This is a genomic window from Pseudomonas sp. SCB32 (assembly GCF_009189165.1).
Classification (GTDB): Bacteria; Pseudomonadota; Gammaproteobacteria; order Pseudomonadales; family Pseudomonadaceae; genus Pseudomonas.
Genome location: NZ_CP045118.1, coordinates 2,095,880 through 2,115,822, shown reverse-complemented (window position 1 = coordinate 2,115,822; position 19,943 = coordinate 2,095,880). Strand labels below are relative to the sequence as shown.

Sequence of the window (19,943 nt, the reverse complement as noted above, 5' to 3'; positions counted from 1 at the left end):
CTACTTAGGCTGCTACTTTGGCGTCATGAGCGGCCACTACAGATCATTTGAACACCTGTCTATCCACTGACATATTGCCGCCTCTACAGCAACTGAGGGCAAATACTCCTGCTCCAAGCGCCCCTTTTTCAGCCCTAACAAGTCTGAGTAAAGATCCTTTTCCTCACTGCAAAGTCCGGATGGAGGAAACGCCTGAGCCGTGACGGGCTCTTCGACTGCAGACCTAGAGCCGTATAACTCATACACATCTCTTGACATGAGAAGAGCAGAGATATCAGGACAGAACTCTCGGGCACTACTTAGCATTAGCAAGCCCCAGCTATCGATATCCCCCCAATAAGCAAGCTGCTTCTCTCGCAACCAGGATGCTGCCATCCACTGCAGATCGAGACCACAACCAAGAACCGCGACGGTGTCGTCAAGCTCAGGCAGTTGGTGAAGGCATTTTTCGTTCTCAATGACCATCAGCCGAGCCCCTGGAAGCCGAGACTCCATGAGCTCAGCGGTTGTGAGGCGAAGCTTCTTAAAGGGAAGCAGTCCATCACACAGAGGTGCAACCAGTACCCAGTGTTCGTTCTCTTCCAGGGCCCCAAGGAAGGTAGTGAGCCCCAGCTCAGACGGCACTCCCTGAAAACGCTCATCCAGTAGCCGAGTAAGCAGTCCAGCATTACGCTCGAAGAACTTCGTATCCACGCCATGCTCGGCCAACAATCGCAGTGGCCGCCCCATCGCACACCCCGGCTCGAGACGTAAGGCCAAATCTGCGGCTGCAATGACCTCCGTTGGATTTTTCTTGATCCAGAGGCTGCGCTGAGTAACGAGCAATGCCCTGAAGGTCACATCGGTGCACTCAACGATGTGCTCAAGATCTGCATACTCTTTGCCTATCGCCATATCCATCGTTGCAGCGATCCATTCGGATGGCGTGCGTAGACACCACTGCGAAGGAAGCGGAACTGGTTCAGCTCCAGCGCGATAGCTGACTGGCTCCCACTTCACCGTTCCAACTGGCACCGACTTCCAAGCATCAGCATGGCGCTGTACGGCGCCGGGATCCTGCGAAAACTCCCTAGCAGAGGCAGCCCCGATTCGTATGCACAACGGCCACTCACTTAGGCCAAGAAGTCGCTTGCTACGGGTCTCTGACTGATACCACTGACGAGCTAGCTTTCGGCTGATCTCAAGTGGTGATTTCACTCTGCACCTTCATCCGCTGTTGATAGTGTTCGTCCAACGCTTCCCAGCTAAGGGAGACCAAACTGGAATCCATGCCGTTCCTGTGAACTACGATCGCCGATCGAGTGTGGTGGCGCAGTAGCCGCATTTCCTTGTTTGGAGTGATGAAGATGGCATGCAAGCCGAACTCACGGAGCGCCCCGATGATTCGAGCCGCTACGGCATGAGAGCTGCGGGAGAACGCTTCATCCAGGATGATGGAGCCAAAAAGTGGTCTTCTACTCCCGTCTGGGCACAGGGCATAGCTCAGCGATGCAGTTAAGACATGGGAGGCGATGATCTCTTTCTCGCCACCACTCCCACCTTGCGAGCCGGTCCGGGTTTCAATCGTATTACCTGTCTCTCGATCGATCACAGAGACTGCGAACTCCAGCCGGAAGCGCGGATCAAGCAACGCACGAGCGGCCTGAGTCCGATTCCGCTCACAAGCCTCCCGCAGAATCACCACAAGCTCTCGCAGGGCCTTGTAGTGGCTCTCCCCTTCGTCCTCTATGAACCTGGCCGAATTGAGGGCACGTTGCGCACGCTGTAGTGAACGAATGCTGTCATGCGAGACCTTATTTGCGATCAATCTCAGGTACCGCCCTGTCTGGAAATCGACCCGGCACATCGTGCTATTCAGATCGTCCAGTCGCTCCTCAATCAGCGCGACCTGCTGCTCGATGTAACTCAGTAACTGAGTCACACCATCATCGGAGGAGCGGTTTAGGTAGTCTCGGAATCGCTTCAGCTTCTCTGGCAAGGCCTCTTCGGTGAGTACCTTCAGCCGATCCAAGTACTTGTGCACGTCATCGAGCTCTCGCCCCACGTCTACCAGTGCTCCGGTATCCTCTTTCAGCGCATCCGACATTTTTCTTGCAAGCTCAGATTGAATCTTGCTGAGTCTGTCCTTGAAGCCGCTGATCTCACTCTGCAGGTCTCGAGTGAATTGCAGCTCAAGCTCGCCGATCTCTGCCAAGTACTTCGGCGCGACCTCTGGCAAGTATCTAATCGCGAGCTCACGCTCCTGGTCGCTCATCCCTGCTTCAGACTGATTAAAGGCCTTGCGAGTACTCGATGCAGCCTGGTCTAGGCTGGTATTCACCGTGGCCCTCTTCGCGATCGCCTTTTGGTGCTGCTGATCTAGCCCACGGATCAGCTCCTCAGCCTGATCCACGGCTATTTTTGCCGCCGCAAGGTCAGTGTCAGGCCGCAACAGCTCCTGGATCCCCTGATTCAGCTCGTCGAGCTGCTTCTGCGCTCCAGGAAGGTCTATTCCCGCGAAATCGACCTTGGCGATTTGCTCCAAGGCCGTAATTTGGCCCTCAAGCAAGCTAACTGCTGTTAGAGCATTTTTGAGCTCTTGAGCAGCGTGCAATTGCCGGTCGCTGACCTCATGAATTTGACTAGCCAACTGGGCCAAGCGGTCGCGGTTATCGAAGCCCGTGAGCCAATCGTCTTCCAAACGCGACTGGTCCTGCTTATCGTAAAAGCTGGCTTTACCCGACATGAGGCCTTCAGCAGTCATCGCATGAGGTGTAGATCTCAGCACCTCTGGGCCGTCGACGCAGTGCCGATCATTCTCAGCAAGAAGTACCTTAAGCGCCTCTCGGTAGGGGTGATCCTTGTATGTGAGTTTTCGAGTAAAGCCATCCGGCATGAAGGCCGCAGCTGACTCAGGACGCTTCACCTCCAACAAACGAACGTGCAGTCGGTTATGCCGATTATTGATCCAACGAAGCGCCCGTCCGATAGACTCCGGTGGCACCAGAATCCGCAGTCGGTGACCACCGATTGCCCGCTCGATGGCCCCTCTCCAACGATGCTCTTCGCTCTTGACCTGGACGAGTTCTGCCACAAACGGCAGCGCGGTTTCGTCGAGACCAAGCTCCATGGCTAAATCAGAGCGAAGACTCTGGAAATTAGGGCGCAAATTTGACCCGGGACGACGCTCAACCTCTTGTCGTTCAGTCTTAAGTCTTGCGAGCAAGGTCGACTGTTCAGTCTCTACGACGCCCAATTGGAAGGACGTCATTTTGGCTTGCTCCAGATCTGACCTCAGAGTAACAAGCCGCGCCTCTGCCTTAACCTGGTTCTCACGCAATATCGATGAGTCGAGCTCCCCTGGCAGACCTAGATTCCGAGCAAGCGACTGATACTGCCGTGAGGCTAGTTCAAGCCGCGATGAAATTGCGCTCCAATCACGCACGCGCGCTCTCAGCTGGTCAATGTTGGTGCCGCCTTTCAGTAGATAGAGCTGTCGTAACCCGCCAGCGCGCCGCCTCTGTGCTTCGAGGAGCTCATGCGCAGAGGCCACCTCCGCCTCGGCCTGTCGATGCTCGATCCGCAGACGCTCAGTCTCCGCTAGCCACAAACGGTGCCCCTGCTCCGCATACCAAACAGGCACAAGTCGCTGCAGGGTTGCCTTCTCACTTGCTTGGCTCTCAAGCGATTGGTAGCGCGACCATAGATCTGCTATCGGCTCTAGCGCACGCTGTTGCCGGCGCGCAACTTCGAGCTCGCGATGGATTTCAGTGAGGTCATCAAAGCTGTCAGCCACCTCTGCAGCACGATCAAACGCCGCACGATCATCCAGCACCAGCTCACGAAAAATCTCGTCGATGCTATTGAGCTGTTTCAGCCCTGAGGCTCGATTCAGAAGGTTGAATGCGTTCTCTCCGACCTCAAAGAAATCCCGCAGTCGGGCGAGGTATTGCTTTTTGCTTTGGTACGTCCAAATCCCCGCTTCCGAGCTCCCCATCTTATTCAGAGCGGCCATCCCCCCCTCGTGCTGGACACTGAGCCAGTGTTCAAGCGTATGGTCGGGAGAGGTACTGAATATCCAGAGCTTCTTCATGTCGGTGGAAGATGAACTGGTGCCCTCGAACCAGAGCAGCGCACCAAGCCGAACCATCCCAGACTCACGATTGAGTGTCGCAGAAATTCCCGTAATCGCCTTACCAGAACGAGCGATGTGCGACTGACCAGCACTCCCATCTCCAGGACCGGTCACACCACGAACATACGAGGCAAGATCCCTGTCACTGTCGTGGCCGCCGGTGGATGCAAGGTTGTACCGAGGGTTCGCGCAGATGAGGGTCATTAGCGCATCGACGAGGGTCGTCTTCCCGCTCCCAGTCGGACCAATGACTGCGGTCCCCGCACCGTCAATCGGCGCCCGATGAAACCCTTGAAAGCCGCCCCAGTTGAACATCTCAACCGAGGTGAGGACGAAGGTTTCGTTATCCCGCCAAAAAGCTTCCTGCTTCACTCTTCGACCTCCATGGCCAGATCGTTGGGATCACTTTCCAGCCGCTGTTGGTCCTGAATCCAAGCTAGCAGAGCCCGCAGGTTCTCAGGGTTTGCCAAGTGAGCAATGATCGGGCGAATGATGATGTTGTCATGCGCGTCAGGGGTAGACACCAGACCATGTCCTTTCAACTGGTCCAGTAGCGTGAGAACGCGGTTGCGCTCTTTCGCATCGCTGCCCAAATCGCCAAGGTAGACCTGTAGCTGAGGGATTAGATCGTCCACCGCAACCTGCGCGACCGTCGTGCCAATACCACTTTCCTGCTCTGACACAATGAAGTGCTGGCGCAGTATCGCGATGAGCAGTGATTGCTCCAGGTTCAGGCGCTGCCTCCGCACGAGCGGGTGTGACCACTCATCTGCCTCAGCCCGGGTGTCCTGCCGGACGGTCACAACGGCAAGCCCCCGTATCTCGTCGATACTGACGCCCAGGTCGAGGGGCTCGAGAACGTTCGCGATCTCAACGGCATGGGTGACGGCAAGGCGATAGAGGTTGGGTTTGTGGCTGTCCTCCAGCAAGCCGTACTTAAGAAGCTCCTGCACGGTTTCTCTAATGCGGCCATGAGTGCGACGACTATCGTCGGATGGCTCGTGAGTCTGAGGGGGAGCCGCTTGTTCTGTCTCATCGGCCGGCAGGTCAGCCGACCTCGGATCGTCCACTGCCGAACTTGCCAATTGATCGAAAATTCCCGCCATGCTCACAACTCCCAATCAATGTCTTTGAGTGCAGCGCTATCCATACCGACGAGAGGAAGATGGAACCGCCAGCGTTGCTGTTCTGAGTCAACTAGCTCGACGCTTTCAGCCTCATTCTCGTACACATGGAGACCCGCCTCGCGGGCCATCCCCAGCCAGAGAGAAAATGTCTCTAGATCATGTGCAGGTGGCAGCAAAGCCGCTAGTTCGCCGAGACTTAAAGGTCTTCCCTGTTGAGCCAAAACCGACAGGGTCTCGCGGATGAGTGCATTTCGATCCAGCCCATCAAATGCATCCCAAAAGTCCGCATCGATTTCGTCTAAGCCGGCGGAGACAACATCGAGATTTAGCTCTGCCTCGGCCCCAGTACTGAAGTCTTTAAATCGCAAGCGCCCGACGGACGGGATGCCCGAGATCGGAATTCCAATGGGAGGCAATGGCACAGCTTTTCGACGTTGGCTTTGGCGCTGCCAGTCCAACCCCAGCGCGGCACTGAAAATGTCGTGGAGTAACTGACCAACGCGATGGTGCTCCAGCGCGAGCCCCGTCTTCATGAATCCTTTAACGTCCCTTTCGCTGCGCGCTCTAGCCTGCAGCACCGACTGAGACTCCTGAACCAGTCTCAGAACTAGCCATCGCATTTCTTTCTGCTGGCTACGTTGGAGCGCTTTGGAAGCAGCGGGATGCCGAAGAATCGTTCGGACCCGCACGCGCATTTCGTCCAATTCAATGGACTGTCGCAGCTGCTGTTGGAAGCTATCGAACACCCGCCCTTCCGGGGTACTCAATAGAGAATCCTGTCCATCGAGCAGCAGATCCACGATGTCGCCACGGTGATATTGCTCGCTAATGATGGACTGGCGAAGTGCTCTATCTGCGTCGCGCCAAGAGTCCTCAACCCTCCTGAAGTCCGCACGCAGGCTGGTCGCTAGGCTATATACCTCCCGGATCCCCTCAATTGCCCGGGCCTCATCAAGAACGACAATGTAGCCAGCTTCCACCTGCTTCAGCTCATGCTCGAGATCTTGGATGCGACGACGCAGGCTAGCGATGCGACCCGCCGGGCTGGGGTTCAGATTGGTCTCGAGATTCTCGATCTCGCGCTGTACGACAGACAGGCGTGATGCCGTAGACGTCATCATTCGGCTGTCTAGCGACTCCACGAACTGGATTGCGACCTCCAGAGCATCCGTCGCGTAGACACGACCTTCGCGTTCGACGATCAGGCGTCGCTTGATCCACTCCCGCAACTCGCGCCCCGCCTGAAGGTGGACGTTGTCAGCATCGATCTCGAAAAGCTCTTGGCTTGCGTAGCTGGCAAGGAGCTCTGACAAGCCTTGAAGCGCATCCTCTACAACGATTCCATCGTTGGCTTTATCGAATAGAGTGCGCAGGCAGCTAAGGACCAGAGGCGCCCGTCGGGAGGCCAATAGCAGCCAAGCCGGATGCTGGCTGCGAGAGGAGACATAGCGCTCGGTAAGGTGCTGAGTACTCTCTTCCATGTAAGTCTCTCGGGCGAATCCATCACCACTCGAAATGACACCAGTCGTCTGGCGTTCGAGTCCTCAAACTCGGTTGTCTTCGCTACCCATGGCCCCGCGCAAGCGGCCGTTCCTGCGACCAGCCCAGAGCGGTCCCCTTGGTGGTCTGCTCGGAAACCACGCTCAAACTGCTGTCACTGCGCCCTTTCGTTTGGTCGATTTTTTGGAGGCGCCGGCGTTGATGAACATCACTACCTCAAGCGCTCGTAGCGGGGAAACTGCGTAGCCCATCTTGCGATTAACGGATGAGTGAAACTCCGGGAATCGTTGGTCCTGCGTTAAGCGCCTTAGATAATTCGAGTAGCTAGCGTACCTACCGACTTTGTTAACGCGGGAGTTATTTCCAGGCTCCCCATGAAGAAAGTAATAGATATTGGAGTCCCAAATCGCAAAGGCTTCAGGATTCACAAAATGCAACAGTTTGGAGGCCCCTACAACCGAGTGATTAATCAGGCCAGCCAACTGCTTGATCTCCTCGTTATCGAGTCGTCCTTCGGTCCGTGCCTTGTTGAGCAGTGCCGCCCCAGCGTGGGCATCAACTGTCCCACTGATGTGGATTTCCAGTATCGTCGGCATCCACCCATAGACCATGTGCGCGCCACAAACGAACGCCTGCTCATCCAATGGCTGGGGGGACTTCAAGGCGGCGAGAATGTGCGGATAGGCTCGGATGTAGGACTGAGCCCGGTCGATCTCAGTATGCGGCTCAATTTGGAAAACATCTTTCATCTCGCCACACCCTCAATCCGGCTTCTGCCGACAGGTAGCCCAAGTGTCGGTGCTCACAATGCGCCTGCTTCTCGGGCGTCGCTTAAGCATCCTACTATCAATTGATGGCAATTTGACATTTATCAAATTTGAGAGCAATTTCTCCGCCCAAATTGACAGCCGACCAGTTGAAGCGAAGCGCCGGAAATAGTAACAGGCAAAACAGGCGGCGCGGACCAAAGTCGTCATCCAAGCTTGGCATATCACCCAACCTGAGTAACACGGCGAAACCAAAAACAAGCGATGCCTTGAATCTAGAGGCAGTCGCCACCCCCAACGTAATCATCGCTACCTATGCGATTGGATATCCACCGGATGTCCCCCGGCGGATCAAGCTCTTGAGCCGCTATCTCTGCCGCTTCTCTAGACGGATGCATGCTGCTCGGCGCGTCTCCGCCTGCAGAAAAGACACCCCAGCACTGGCGCCAGCCGGGATTGTCTTTGTCTAAGGTAGGCGCCAAGTGTTCCAGATCCGGGATAGACCCCAGGAACGCAGCAAACCCCACCCGGGCGCACTAGGTTCGGGGGGGTTGGGATCGGCTCACTATCCCTATCACCTCACCACTGCGGTTGAAGACAGGGCCTCCGCTCATCCCAGACGGCCAATCACTTTCCACAACAAACACGGGGGTGCTGTTTGAGCGACTGGTTCCTTCGAGTTGGACGTCAATTATTCGGCCATAAGCACCATACATTCCCTCGGTGAGGAGTGCGTTCTGCTCTGACTCGCCCACCTCCGACAAATCCAGTTCAGGAAAACCGACAGCCAGCACAATCTCGCCGATCTCGGGCCTCCACCCACTAGACCGGACAGACAATGTCTGAGGGGGCTTTACGCCAGCGCCTGGCTGCTCTGTTATCAGCGAGGCAACGTCAACAGAAGGCCGACTCGTTGACTCTCCTCGCAACTCAGCCATAGGGTCATCAGTCTCAGCCATGCAGGCATGAGCCCCGATTGCCGGCACGAAGCAGCCCGGCGGAACGGATACAGTTCCGAAGGTGACGGCGTGCATACCGAAGGAAAGAATCGGACGGCTAACAGCCTTCTGCTCAACGAAGTCGATCACGTGAAAAAGACACGACATCAAGCAAAACGAAGTAGTTGAACTATTAATTAAACTTGAAATTAAGCAGAAACTCTATCTCAAGCAAGCATTAAAAAATATGTATCTTGACGACTAAAGGAAAACTCAGGAAAGCTCCCGCTCCATTTATTGAAATGACGTTTCTGTTGGTTCTGAGTCCAGCCAGATGAGTTTTCCATTACTGGAATGAGGATGAAGCTGTTCGTCGACTACGCGGCCAGACTGCGGCGGAGAGGCTTATTAACCGATCTTGGTCACCATGAGCGCCCACTATGGGGGAAGCTGCCGCTGACCAGCGGCATCTTTCGCCCCTAACTGGCCTGTCAATTCATGTGTACCGTAGATTGGTGATATCGATGGAAACCAGCAATTGCTCTTCGATCGCCTGGCCGCGCTAATCTCGTCGATAGGCGCGCCGTTTGCTTGGCATGCGCAGCCCATCAGCTTCGATGTAATCGTGAACGTACTGGGCAGCAGGCAGCGTTCCGCTGACATCGACACAATAGTCGTGCCTCCGCAACAGGAAGTCCTCACCGAAATAGAAGTCCTGCGTCGAGCAGTGCGTAGCCACGCTATCCGGGAAGTTCACCCGTAACCGACGCCACTGTTGGTCACCCTCCTCCCATGGAGGAAGCTCTTCCACCTTGACGCCCGGAAGGGTGAACAGGAATGGCATGGTGAGATAGGACCAGAGCGGATATCACCCTCCTCTTCATCTTCATCTATGGCAGTCAGATAACGCTCTTGCTCGACATCAGGAGGATCACGCTTGGCTCCCGGTATCAGAGCCCATTGGATGGGCCCCGAGCGGCACCAGCATTCATCCATAAGTTGAATGGCTCCAACTTTCCTGACTAATAATTAGCCCGCTCTTGCTACTTGGAATAGGTGGTCGCCTCAGGAGCAATTTGCATACGATCAGCCGGGACAGTCAGGTTCTTGAGTTCCGAAACTCCAAAATCTCATTGCCGCTCAGCGACATCCGCAATGGTGAAAGTACAACAGCAGCAAGACTCGCCAGACCTGAACCGTCCACCTTTCAAATTCTGCCTTTTTCTAATTCAAACAATGATTTGCAGCTTTACAGGAGCGCAACAATGAAGGCAAAAGCACTGGCACTCGTGGCTTTGAGCGGGCTAGGGATCGCAGGCAACGCCCTGGCCGACAGCGTCACCGTCATCTCGTACGGTGGCGCCAGCAAGGAGGCTCAGGTGGGGGCCTTCTACAAACCGTTCGAGAAGGAGTCCGGCAAGCAGGTGATCGCCGGCGAGTGGAACGGCGAGATGGCCAAGGTCAAGGCCATGGTCGATACGAAAAGCGTCTCGTGGGACGTACTGGACGTGGAAGACACCGACCTCGTACGGGGGTGTGAGGACGGACTCTTCGAGCAGCTCGATTATTCGCGCCTGGGCATCAAGGACCCGCTGGTCAAGGGCGCGCAAACCGACTGCGGCGTCGGCATCTTCGTCTGGTCGAACGTCCTGGCCTACAACGCCGACAAGCTCAAGGTCGCACCTACCGGTTGGAAGGATTTCTGGGACCTGAAGAAATACCCCGGCAAGCGCAGCTTGCGCAAATCCGCACGCGGGGCACTGGAGTTTGCCCTCATGGCCGATGGCGTGGCGCCTGCCGATGTCTACAAGGTGCTTTCAACGCCGGCTGGCGTTGACCGTGCCTTCAAGAAACTCGACGAAATCAAGCCGAGCATCCAGTGGTGGGAGGCAGGCGCGCAGCCGCCGCAGTACCTGATGTCGGGCGACGTGGTCATGAGCTCCTCGTACAACGGTCGTATCCATGCCGCGCAGGAAAGCGGCGCCAATCTGAAGATCGTCTGGGACGGAAACCTCTACCAGTTCGATGACTGGGCGATTCCGAAGGGCACGCCGAACCTGGATGCGGCCTACCAGTTCATCGCGTTCGCCATGCGGCCCGAGCAGCAGAAACTGTACACGGAGAAAATGGCCTACGGTCCGTCCAACACCGCCGCTGCCGCGTTGCTGGACAAGAAACTGGCCAGCGAGCTGCCGACCGCGCCCGAGAACATGAAGAACGCCCTGCAAATGAACGTCGAGTTCTGGACCGAGAACGGTGAAGCGCTGGAGCAGCGTTTCATGTCCTGGGCCAGCAAATAGCCAACAGTGATACCTCAGCCAGGCGCGCAATGCCCTGGCTGAGCGTGCTCCCGAGCTCCGCACAGCAATCGCCAGGTGCAATCCAGCTCCGTTTCCCTTCGATGGACGTGGCCAGTCCGCACGGGGTGTGCCCGACACGCCGGATGGCAATATCATCGGTGCCGAGCGCCGCGACGCTATGATCGATCCGCCAGCAGACGTTAAGGGCATCCATGAAACTCGCCACCGCCATCGAGCACACGGTTTTACGAGAAGCTACGGTCGTTGCCGGAAGCCGCGCGATGGATCGCGAGATCTCCTGGGTGCACATCGTCGATCACCCGGAAATCACCAACTGGTTGAAGCCGGGCGAACTGCTGCTCACCACCGGCTACAACTGGCCCGAGGATGACCAGACCTGCCGCGAGATGGTGCGTAGCCTCAGTCGGATAGGGTTGGCTGGCGTGGTGCTGGCCGTACCCCACTTCAGGGAACACTTCACCCAGGCCGCCATCGACGAAGCGAACCAGTGCGACCTGCCCTTGCTTGAGTTGCCTTGGGACATTCAGTTCAGTGAAATCACCCATGATGTGCTGGCTCGAATCATCAACGTGCAGGCCGAGATCATTCGCCGCTCGGATCTCATTCACCGGGCGCTGACAGCTGCTGCGATTGACGCCAGCAACCTCGAGGGAGTGGCCGTTGCGTTGCAGCAGTCACTGGACAAGCCGGCCACCATCGTCTCGGCGGACGGCACCTTGCTGGGGGCGTCACGGCCTGGCTGCTGTGAGCCTGATGAGCGCGAGATCATCGGCAAGATCACCTTGCGCGAGTCATTGTTCAATGCGTTCCACTCCAATACCCCGGCGCTCTTCGGCGAAGCCCATGGTCTGCGCAGGCCCCGCCTGGGCTGCCCGATTCGCTCCCGCGATGAAGTGATCGGCATTGTCTGGCTGGACAACGTCGAGGGTGAATTCGAGGAGCTTGATTCACGCGCGCTGGAACATGCAGCAGTCATCGCAGCGCTGCACCTGACACACCAGCGGGAGCTTTCGGATCAGGAGACGCGCCTGGGCTACGCGTTCGTGGCCGGCCTGCTCGAAGGCAAGTTCTCAGCGACGCCCAGTGCCATCGAGCGCGCAAAGGCTTCGGGCTGGAGCGAAAGCCGCGACTACCGGGTGTGCCTGGTGCTGCTCGACGAACCCATTCCGCTGGGCATGGATGGATTCCATCGTCGCAGCTGCAGTGCCGAGCGCATCTCTCACGTCATGCAGAGCCTGGGTGTGCCGGCGCTCATCTCCGTATCCCTGAACCAGATCAGCTTCCTGCTACCTGCCGAGATACCGCCCGAAGAGGTCTGGAAATCGATCAGGGAGGATGGCGGCGCCATGGCAGTCAGCCGTGTCCAGCGGGGCGCCTCAGGCATGGCCCAGGGGGCGGAAGACGTATTGGCACTGATGCCGCTGCTGCGACCGGGGAAGCTGCACAACTTCGATGAAGTACTGTTCCCCCGCGCTCTGATGGGTGACGAGGACGCCAGGCGGATGCTCCTGGAGCGTTTGATCGCGCCGCTGGAGAACCCCAAGCGCGGGAACTCGTTGATCGAGACCGCCATGTGCCTGGCTGCCGAGGGATTCCAGCTGCTCAATACCGCCAAGGCGCTGGACATCCATATCAGCACCCTGCGCTACCGCGTGGCGCGCATGGAGGAGATCCTCGGTATCTCCTTCGAGAATCCTGACGACCGCTTCAAGCTGCAGGTTGCTACGCAGATGTATCGGTTCCTCTCTGAAGACCAGTGACAGCGCTGTCAGCGCATCTCACACCCTGCCTGGTCGTTCATCGCAGACGTCCGACTTGCATGTCGCGGATGTGACGCAGTCCCCTTCCCTCCCCTGAACCGCGCCTGACAGCTGCCGACCGTGATGCCCTGCGTCTCTGACGGCTGCCCGACGTGTACCGATCTTCCGGATTCACCTCCTATTTGAGGTGCCAAGTTTTCTTGTCAGCCTGCTTCTTCGAGTAGGTATTTGGACGTTTGAGCGGCGGATAGCATGGCGTCACTGTCACAAAAGGTGATCCTCATGTCCTCTATCGAAGCTCGCAATCAACACGTTTCCAACGGTGTCGCCGTCGCGCATCCGATCACTATCAGCCGCGCCGCCGGCGCCTATGTCTGGGATGACCAAGGCAAGAAGTACCTGGATTTCGTCGGCGGCATTGGCGTGCTGAACGTCGGCCACAATCACCCGCGCGTTGTCGAGGCTGTCCGCAAGCAGCTGGATGTCTTCTCGCACATCTGTTTCCAGGTCGCGGCCTACGACCAGTACGTGGAGCTGGCCGCCCGGCTGAACAAGCTGGTGGGAGGCGATGAGCACTATAAGTCGGTGTTCCTCACCACCGGCGCCGAGGCCGTGGAGAACGCGATCAAGATCGCCCGTGGCTACACCAACCGGCCGGGCGTGATTGCCTTCCGCGGTGGCTTCCACGGCCGCACCCTGATGGGCATGACCCTGACCGGCATGAGCCAGCCGTATCGCCAGAACTTCGGCCCGCTCGCTCCGGACGTGTACCACGTGCCGTACCCGAATGAGTACCGTGGTGTGACCACCGAGAAGGCGCTCGAGGCTCTTCAGGAAGTATTCGACACCCAGATCGCCGCCGATCGCGTCGCTGCGATCATCATCGAGCCGGTACAGGGCGACGGCGGTTTCGTTGCTGCCCCTGTCGAATTCATGCGCGCCCTGCGCAAGAGGACCGAAGAGCTGGGCATCGTCCTGATCTGCGACGAAATCCAGACCGGCTTCGGCCGTACCGGCAAGTTGTTCGGCTTCCAGCATTCGGGCATCCAGCCGGACCTGGTCACCGTCGCCAAGAGCTTGGCCGGTGGCCTGCCGATCTCCGGTGTCGTTGGCCGTGCCGAAATCATGGACGCGCCGAAGCCGGGTGGCCTGGGCGGCACCTACGGCGGCAACCCGCTGGGCTGCGCCGCTGCTCTGGAAGTCATCAAGATCTTCGAGAGCGAGAACCTGCTGGAACGCAGCCAGGCCATCGGTGCTCATCTGCTGGAAGGCTTCAAGGCCCTCGAGCCCAGCTTCAGGAGCATTGGCCACGTCCGCGCTATCGGCGCCATGGCGGCCGTCGAGTTCGTCTCCGACCGTGACTCGAAAGCACCCGATGCCGCGCTGGCTCAACGCATCATCGATGCTGCCCGCGAAGAAGGTCTGCTGGTCATCAAGTGTGGTGTCCATCGCAACGTCGTTCGCTTCATCTGCCCGCTGGTCATCTCCGAGCAGGACGTTGCTGAAGCGCTGCGCATGTTCGAACGCGCTCTGGTCGCAGCGAACGCTTAAGTCGCGTCCGTATTCGCTGAGCAACATTTCGCTGGAGAGTGAATTCGTGAACAACAACATAACCGTAGCGTCTGGTGCCAATTGGGAACTGCCATCGCTTGCTGGCGGTGCCGCCGAAGGCGGCTTCTACGACGTCATCAACCCTGCAACCCAAGGTGTCTTCGCGCGTGTCCCCGACTGTCGAGCTGAGGACGCTCAACGCATGGTTGAAGCTTCCGTCGCTGCCTTCGAGAGCTGGAAGCAGACCACTGCCTTCCATCGCAGCCAGCTGCTGCGCAAGTGGTTCGATCGCATTGTGTCGAGGGCCGAAGAGATCGCATCGGTCATCAGCCAGGAAATGGGCAAGCCCATCAAGGAGGCACTGGGCGAGGTGATGTACGCTGCCGGCTTTGCCGAGTGGTATGCCGAAGAGGCCAAGCGCCTCTATGGCGAGACCTTCTCCAGTCAGCACGAGAACAAGCGCCTGTACGCCAACCGCCAGCCGGTTGGTCCGGTGTTCGCCGTAACGCCGTGGAACTTCCCGGCGGCCATGATCACCCGCAAAGTCGCACCGGCACTGGCGGCTGGTTGCACCGTGATCGTGAAACCCGCCGAGCAGTCACCGATCACCGCGATCCTGCTGGAGAAATGCTGGCGAGAGGTCGGTGGCCCGGAAGGCACCTTCCAGGTCATCACCACCAATCAGGCCGCCGCAGTCTCCGAGGTTTTCCTCAAGGAGCGGCGTATCCGCAAGCTGACCTTTACCGGCAGTACCGAGGTTGGCGTACTGCTGTATCGTCAATCGGCGCAAACCATGAAACGCATGTCCCTGGAGCTGGGTGGCCATGCTCCCTTCATCGTCTTCGCCGACGCGGACATCCAGCGCGCCGTCGACGACATCATGGCCTGCAAATTCCGTAATGCCGGCCAGACCTGCGTTTGCACCAACCGCATCTACGTCCACAAGTCGATCAGCCTGAAGCTCGTCGATGTCCTGGCAGCGCGCGTACAGGAACTGCGTGTCGGCGATCCCTCCGACAGCGAGACCCAGATTGGCCCGCTGGTCGACGAACAGGGGCTGCAGAAGGTCAGCGAGCACGTTGCCGATGCCGTCAACCGTGGGGCGAGCGTCGTTGTCGGCGGTCGTGCGCTGGGTGGGCTGTACTACCAACCGACGGTGCTGCGCAATGTCACCCGGGGCATGCGAATTCTCGAAGAGGAGACCTTTGGCCCGGTGGCGCCGATCATCGAATTCGAAACCGTCGATGAAGTGGTCGCCGCCGCCAACGACACGCCCTATGGCCTGGCTGCCTACCTCTGGACACGCGACCTGGACACCGCTCACCGCGTGTCCGAGCGCCTGGACTACGGCATCGTGGGTATCAACGATGGTGCTCCCTCCACCCCCCAAGCGCCATTCGGCGGCGTGAAGATGAGCGGCCTTGGCCGTGAAGGGGGTGTATGGGGTATCCAGGAGTACCTGGACACCAAGTACGTCTCGGTCGCGCTCGACCTACAGTGACCCCTGCGGAAAGCAAACCGAAGACAGCGCCAGGTCGCGCCCGGAAGAAGTCCGGGCCGGCCTAAAGGACATCAGGGACGACACTTGCGACAGCAAGGCACAAGGCCGCGTCCTTGAGCAGGTGGTCGCGTTCTAGGTCGGTGAACGCCCTGCGCGAAAACTGCCCGGAGTGATACCGACCACTTTCTTGAATGCGCGAGTCATGTGGCTCTGGTCGAAGAAACCACAGGCGATGGCGGCATCGGCAATGCTCATGCCGGCACGCAACAGGCGCTGGACCTGGGCGATACGGACCTGGATCTGGTAGCTGTGGGGCGACACGCCCACGCTCTTCTTGAACACCCGGATAAGGTACAGCGGCTCCAGGCCCACCAGGTTGGCCAGCTGCTCCAGGGAAACCTGCTGATTGAAGTCGTCCTCGAGCTTGCAGCGGACCTGCTGCACCGCCCGCCGCTCGAACGCCTCGACCGACGGGCTACGCACACCATTGCACTCGAAGAGCTGCGGCACCAGCTCCAGCAACAGGCTTTCCCGCTCCAGGGCACACGGAGATGCCTCGATCGCCTGGTGATGGTGCAGGAAGGTCCGCGCGAGCGTCGGCATCTGGCGGAACGCTGTCTTGAACAGATGAATGTACTCACTCCCCTGCCAGGGCATCAGCGTGCGACTGAGCCACTGCGGGTCCAGGTACAGCATGCGGTACATCCAGCCCTGCTCATGGGCGGGCAAGCCATCGTGGATTTCGCCCGGACTGATGGTGACCACGCTGCCCGCGCCGCCCAGGGAATAGCAGCCACGGTAATACATTCGCTCCATGCCGCCGCTGATGACTCCGACGGCATAGCGATCATGGGAATGGCGTCCGAACGTCTGGTTGCTGAAACGCGCCGAGAGCAGCTCGCTATCGCCCTCGGGTATGCGCCGGAACCTGACGAAGTCCTCGTTCAAAGCGATTTGCCCTTCCTCCACCGTTGCTCCAAGGGTTGTCCAGTTTTTTACAATACGCTCCAGGGGCCGCTGGCTAACGTTACCACTCCCTTTGCAACCTGAGCGAGTAAGCGTGATGTCGGCGAAACTGGTGATTGGAGACTTCGGCAAATCCTCCTGGTCGTTCCGCGCCTGGCTGGTCCTGGTGAGCGCGGGCGTCCCCTTCCAGCCCCTGCAGATCCGGCTCGAACAGCCGGATACCCGCCAGCGCATCCTCGCCCACGCGCCCTCGGGCAAGGTCCCCGCGCTACTGGTCGACGACCTCGTCATCAACGATAGCCTGGCGATCTGCGAGTACATCGCGGAAACCTGCCCCCAGGCCCATCTCTGGCCCGCGGACGCTCGTCTGCGGGCCAAGGCCCGCGCGGCTTCGGCGGAGATGCATTCCGGCTTCTCCCACCTGCGCACCCAGATGTCGTTCGGGCTGAACACCGGCGATCGGGTCGACGAGTTGCAGACGCAAACCCGCGAGGAGATCCAGCGCGTGTTCGCGATCTGGAGCGACCTGCTCGCGGCCAGTGGCTCGCACAGTTTCCTCTGCGGCAGTTTCGGCATCGTCGATGCCATGTTCGTACCCGTGGTCTTTCGCTTCCGTCGCTACGGCATCGAAGTGCCGGGCCATCTGCAGTCGTACATCAACAACGTGCTGGCTTACCCCGCCGTACAGAAGTGGCTGGAACTGGCCGCCGAGCGGACCTGAGATCTTCCATCGGGCAACGAACCTGATCGCACGATTTCCCCTGAGTCGAAACCGAACGGCCCGGAAGGGCTTTGCGGCGCATCGCGCCTGACGCGCGAGCCCTCAAGCCCCCATTCCATCAACTGCGAAAACGGCGGCCCGAGCGAGCACGAAGTTCAGATCGCCTGCCTCCCTTCACATCCCACGACGCACCTATACCGATGAGCCTCTCGAACCTGGATACACCAATGCTGGACCTGCTCGCGGACATTGAGTCCCAGCCCCTGCGTTATCGCCACCCTCTTCCGGCGCCGTGCGACGGGACCCCGGGCAAATTGGGACCGTTCGGTGGATTCGCCCATGTCGACTAACAGCAATCGGGCAATCCTCGAACTGACCGTCGGCGGGTTGATGCTCAGCCTTTCTGCCCTGACTGTGGCCTTCGCCCAGATCGGGGCCGGCGGCGCTGGCTTCTACAGGATGCTGTTCGCCTCGGTCCTGTTCTTCCTGCTGCTCAAGATTCGCCGCATTCCAGTCCGGCTCAGGGGTTTCAGGGCGCAGCTCTATACGGCGCTGGCCGGCGTGTTCCTGGCCATCGACCTGGCGTTGTGGCATCAGAGCATCTACATCGTCGGCCCCGGCATCGGTTCGATCCTGACCAACTGCCAGGTGTTCTTCATGACCTTCCTGGGCTTCTACCTCCTCAAGGAAAAGCCCTCGGTGAACTTCCTCATCTCGATCACCCTGGCCTTTATCGGGCTGTACCTGTTGCTGATGCCGGAAATGACCGATGCCGTGGGAATCAAGGGGGTGGTGTACGGGGTACTCTCCGGGCTGGCCTACGCGATCTGCGTGTACTTCCTCAAGATCAACACCCAGTTGCCGGACGGCGGTGGCGACAAGATTGCCCAGATGCTCAACCTGAGCCTGTGGGCAGCACTGGTACTGCTCGCCTACGCCCTGGCCAATGGCGAAAGCCTGGCGATCCACGATGGTTGGACCTTGCTGATGCTGGTGATCTACGGGGTGTTGGTGCAATTCGTCGGCTGGCTGCTGGTCAACCGTTCGATCGGTGCCATCAGCCTGGGCCTGGCTGGACTGATCCTGCTATTGGAGCCGGTGATCACCTACTTCATCGACATTGCCTTTCTCGGCAAGACCAACTCAACCCTGCAGGTCTGCGGCGCCCTGCTGACCATCCTGGCGGTGTACATCGGCTCGATCCGGCCGCCGAAGAAGGCGGACCCGGCGCTGCCCGAAGCCACCTGAAACGCCATGCTGCTCCAGCGGTGAGCATCGAGGATCGCCGCCTGGACTCCAGCGCGCGCTCACCCGAAGTCCCTCCCGAAAACCAGTCTTCAACTTGCACCAGCATCCCAACCGAATCAAGGCGAAACATGTTGATTACCAACGATGCCCCGAAGGCCCTGCGAGCATGGCTCTTGGTGGCGCTGGGCTTCTTCACCCTCGCCCTCTCCTATTCATCTCGTTCGGCGCTATCGATGGCGATGCCGATCTGGGAACACAGCTTCGAATGGCCGAGGACCACGCTGTCGCTGGCTGCTGCATTGGCGATGCTGATGATGGCGCTGGTGGCCCCGCTGGTCGGCAGCGTCGTCGATCGCTATGGCGCTCGTGTCGTACTCAGTGGCGGCCTCGCCTCGCTGGCCGCCGGCATGTTCATCGTCGCCCGGCTGGAGAGCCCGGACCAGGTCTGGCTGCTCTTCGCAGGCTTCAGCCTATTGGGTGGCCTGGGGTTTGGCAGCATCGCGCAGCACGTGTTCGCAACCGTGATTGCACACCGATTCCCACGCGGAGCGGGGCTTCCCACCGGCATCAGCCTGTCCGGCTCCAGCGCAGGCCAGTTGCTGGTCCTCCCCGTACTTTCTCTGCTCATCGCCGGTGGGTTCTGGCAGGCCGGGTTCTGGGGGCTGGGCGCAGCGGCGCTGCTACTGATCCCACTGACAGTCGCGGTATTGTCCAAGAAAATTTCGAATGCGCCCGGCCCCAGGGCGGATGCCCCGGCGCCTTCCTCCTCAGTGCGCGCGCAGATCCTTGCCCTGGCCCGCAGCGGGACTTTCCACGCCCTGTTCTGGAGCTATCTGATCTGCGGATTCACCACCAGCGGCGTCATCGAAACCCACTTCCTGCCCTATGCAAACCTGTGCGGCTTCGCCCCTGTTCCCAGTGCCACCGCTTTCGGGATTCTGTCCGGATTCAACCTGCTGGGCATGATCATGGCGGGCTGGCTTGCCGACCGCATGCATCGGCCGCTGCTGCTCTTTGCGATCTACCTGGCGCGGGCCTTGTGCTTCCTGATGTTGCTGCGCATCGGCGACAACTACGAACTGCTCCTGGCCTTTGCCGTTCTGTTCGGGCTTTTCGACTATTCGACCGTCCCGGTCACCGCCGGGCTGCTCTCGGCTCACACCGGGATAAGGTCGCTGGGGCTCGCCCTGGGTCTCTTGTCGGCGGGGCATGCCCTGGGGGGCGCGATGGGCGCCTATCTCGGGGGCTGGTTCTACGATCGGACCGGCCTGTACGACAGCCTCTGGTGGGTATCCATCCTGCTGGCCCTGGCTGCGGCGCTGATGGTCGTCAGCCTCAGGAACAGTGCGGAGGAAGCGGCGGCCGATCTGAAGAGCCCCAAAAATGCCTGAGCCCGTTGCACGAAGGATTCGAGTTGCGGTCCTGGCCG

The 19,943-nt window shown here is 59.1% G+C and carries 15 protein-coding genes; 7 read left to right on the top strand and 8 right to left on the bottom strand.

Going from position 1 to position 19,943, the window contains the following annotated elements:
• Nucleotides 1-36 precede the first annotated feature (36 nt).
• The 7 genes from GA645_RS10020 to GA645_RS09990 form a co-directional block, all read right to left on the bottom strand.
• A complete protein-coding gene (locus tag GA645_RS10020; protein WP_152222287.1) occupies nt 37-1,197 on the bottom strand; it encodes a Wadjet anti-phage system protein JetD domain-containing protein in 1,161 nt (386 codons plus the stop codon).
• Nucleotides 1,181-4,486 carry an ATP-binding protein gene (locus GA645_RS10015; protein ID WP_178119514.1) on the bottom strand — a complete coding sequence of 1,102 codons (3,306 nt, stop codon included), beginning with the start codon at nt 4,484-4,486 and terminating at the stop codon, nt 1,181-1,183. The genes GA645_RS10020 and GA645_RS10015 overlap by 17 nt, the downstream gene beginning before the upstream one ends.
• A complete protein-coding gene (locus tag GA645_RS10010) occupies nt 4,483-5,220 on the bottom strand; it encodes a DUF4194 domain-containing protein (protein ID WP_152222285.1) in 738 nt (245 codons plus the stop codon). The genes GA645_RS10015 and GA645_RS10010 overlap by 4 nt, the downstream gene beginning before the upstream one ends.
• Nucleotides 5,221-5,222: 2 nt before the next feature.
• Complete coding sequence (locus GA645_RS10005; RefSeq protein ID WP_152222283.1) at nt 5,223-6,722, bottom strand: DUF3375 domain-containing protein; 1,500 nt, start codon at nt 6,720-6,722, stop codon at nt 5,223-5,225.
• A 162-nt stretch (nt 6,723-6,884) separates the two neighbouring features.
• Complete coding sequence (locus tag GA645_RS10000; RefSeq protein ID WP_152222281.1) at nt 6,885-7,490, bottom strand: hypothetical protein; 606 nt, start codon at nt 7,488-7,490, stop codon at nt 6,885-6,887.
• A gap of 554 nt (nt 7,491-8,044) precedes the next feature.
• The gene (locus GA645_RS29265) at nt 8,045-8,446 is read right to left on the bottom strand and encodes a serine protease (protein ID WP_372239803.1); all 402 of its coding nucleotides are present in this window, start codon (nt 8,444-8,446) and stop codon (nt 8,045-8,047) included.
• Nucleotides 8,447-9,008: 562 nt separating this feature from the next.
• Entirely contained in the window at nt 9,009-9,290 is a 282-nt protein-coding gene (locus GA645_RS09990) for a hypothetical protein (protein WP_178119512.1), read from the bottom strand.
• Nucleotides 9,291-9,711: 421 nt separating this feature from the next.
• Between GA645_RS09990 and GA645_RS09985 the strand changes: the two genes are divergently transcribed.
• The 4 genes from GA645_RS09985 to GA645_RS09970 all read left to right on the top strand — a co-directional run bounded on the left by GA645_RS09985 (nt 9,712) and on the right by GA645_RS09970 (nt 15,579).
• Complete coding sequence (locus GA645_RS09985; protein WP_152222277.1) at nt 9,712-10,746, top strand: polyamine ABC transporter substrate-binding protein; 1,035 nt, start codon at nt 9,712-9,714, stop codon at nt 10,744-10,746.
• Nucleotides 10,747-10,958: 212 nt separating this feature from the next.
• Nucleotides 10,959-12,527: a PucR family transcriptional regulator gene (locus GA645_RS09980; RefSeq protein ID WP_152222276.1), complete on the top strand. Its 1,569-nt coding sequence runs from the start codon at nt 10,959-10,961 to the stop codon at nt 12,525-12,527.
• Between the two features lie 282 nt (nt 12,528-12,809).
• Nucleotides 12,810-14,078, top strand: a complete 1,269-nt coding sequence (gabT, locus tag GA645_RS09975) for a 4-aminobutyrate--2-oxoglutarate transaminase (protein ID WP_152222274.1) — start codon at nt 12,810-12,812, stop codon at nt 14,076-14,078.
• A 46-nt stretch (nt 14,079-14,124) separates the two neighbouring features.
• Nucleotides 14,125-15,579 carry an NAD-dependent succinate-semialdehyde dehydrogenase gene (locus tag GA645_RS09970; protein WP_256676127.1) on the top strand — a complete coding sequence of 485 codons (1,455 nt, stop codon included), beginning with the start codon at nt 14,125-14,127 and terminating at the stop codon, nt 15,577-15,579.
• 132 nt (nt 15,580-15,711) lie between these two features.
• Here the strand turns inward: GA645_RS09970 and GA645_RS09965 are convergent, their stop codons facing one another.
• Nucleotides 15,712-16,527: an AraC family transcriptional regulator gene (locus GA645_RS09965; RefSeq protein WP_256676126.1), complete on the bottom strand. Its 816-nt coding sequence runs from the start codon at nt 16,525-16,527 to the stop codon at nt 15,712-15,714.
• Between the two features lie 115 nt (nt 16,528-16,642).
• Between GA645_RS09965 and GA645_RS09960 the strand changes: the two genes are divergently transcribed.
• The 3 genes from GA645_RS09960 to GA645_RS09950 all read left to right on the top strand — a co-directional run bounded on the left by GA645_RS09960 (nt 16,643) and on the right by GA645_RS09950 (nt 19,905).
• Entirely contained in the window at nt 16,643-17,266 is a 624-nt protein-coding gene (locus GA645_RS09960) for a glutathione S-transferase family protein (RefSeq protein ID WP_152222271.1), read from the top strand.
• 339 nt (nt 17,267-17,605) lie between these two features.
• On the top strand, nt 17,606-18,514 hold the full coding sequence (locus tag GA645_RS09955) for a DMT family transporter (RefSeq protein WP_152222268.1): 909 nt from the start codon (nt 17,606-17,608) through the stop codon (nt 18,512-18,514).
• A 128-nt stretch (nt 18,515-18,642) separates the two neighbouring features.
• Nucleotides 18,643-19,905 carry an MFS transporter gene (locus GA645_RS09950; RefSeq protein ID WP_152222266.1) on the top strand — a complete coding sequence of 421 codons (1,263 nt, stop codon included), beginning with the start codon at nt 18,643-18,645 and terminating at the stop codon, nt 19,903-19,905.
• Nucleotides 19,906-19,943 lie beyond the last annotated feature (38 nt).

Excerpts from the sequence above, each read along its gene's own strand:
- GA645_RS10010 (WP_152222285.1), bottom strand. The coding sequence starts at position 5,220 with ATGGCGGGAATTTTCGATCAATTGGCAAGTTCGGCAGTGGACGATCCG.
- GA645_RS10005 (WP_152222283.1), bottom strand. The coding sequence starts at position 6,722 with ATGGAAGAGAGTACTCAGCACCTTACCGAGCGCTATGTCTCCTCTCGC.
- GA645_RS10000 (WP_152222281.1), bottom strand. The coding sequence starts at position 7,490 with ATGAAAGATGTTTTCCAAATTGAGCCGCATACTGAGATCGACCGGGCT.
- GA645_RS29265 (WP_372239803.1), bottom strand. The coding sequence starts at position 8,446 with ATGGCTGAGTTGCGAGGAGAGTCAACGAGTCGGCCTTCTGTTGACGTT.
- GA645_RS09990 (WP_178119512.1), bottom strand. The coding sequence starts at position 9,290 with ATGCCATTCCTGTTCACCCTTCCGGGCGTCAAGGTGGAAGAGCTTCCT.
- GA645_RS09985 (WP_152222277.1), top strand. The coding sequence starts at position 9,712 with ATGAAGGCAAAAGCACTGGCACTCGTGGCTTTGAGCGGGCTAGGGATC.
- GA645_RS09980 (WP_152222276.1), top strand. The coding sequence starts at position 10,959 with ATGAAACTCGCCACCGCCATCGAGCACACGGTTTTACGAGAAGCTACG.
- gabT (WP_152222274.1), top strand. The coding sequence starts at position 12,810 with ATGTCCTCTATCGAAGCTCGCAATCAACACGTTTCCAACGGTGTCGCC.
- GA645_RS09960 (WP_152222271.1), top strand. The coding sequence starts at position 16,643 with ATGTCGGCGAAACTGGTGATTGGAGACTTCGGCAAATCCTCCTGGTCG.
- GA645_RS09955 (WP_152222268.1), top strand. The coding sequence starts at position 17,606 with ATGTCGACTAACAGCAATCGGGCAATCCTCGAACTGACCGTCGGCGGG.
- GA645_RS09950 (WP_152222266.1), top strand. The coding sequence starts at position 18,643 with ATGTTGATTACCAACGATGCCCCGAAGGCCCTGCGAGCATGGCTCTTG.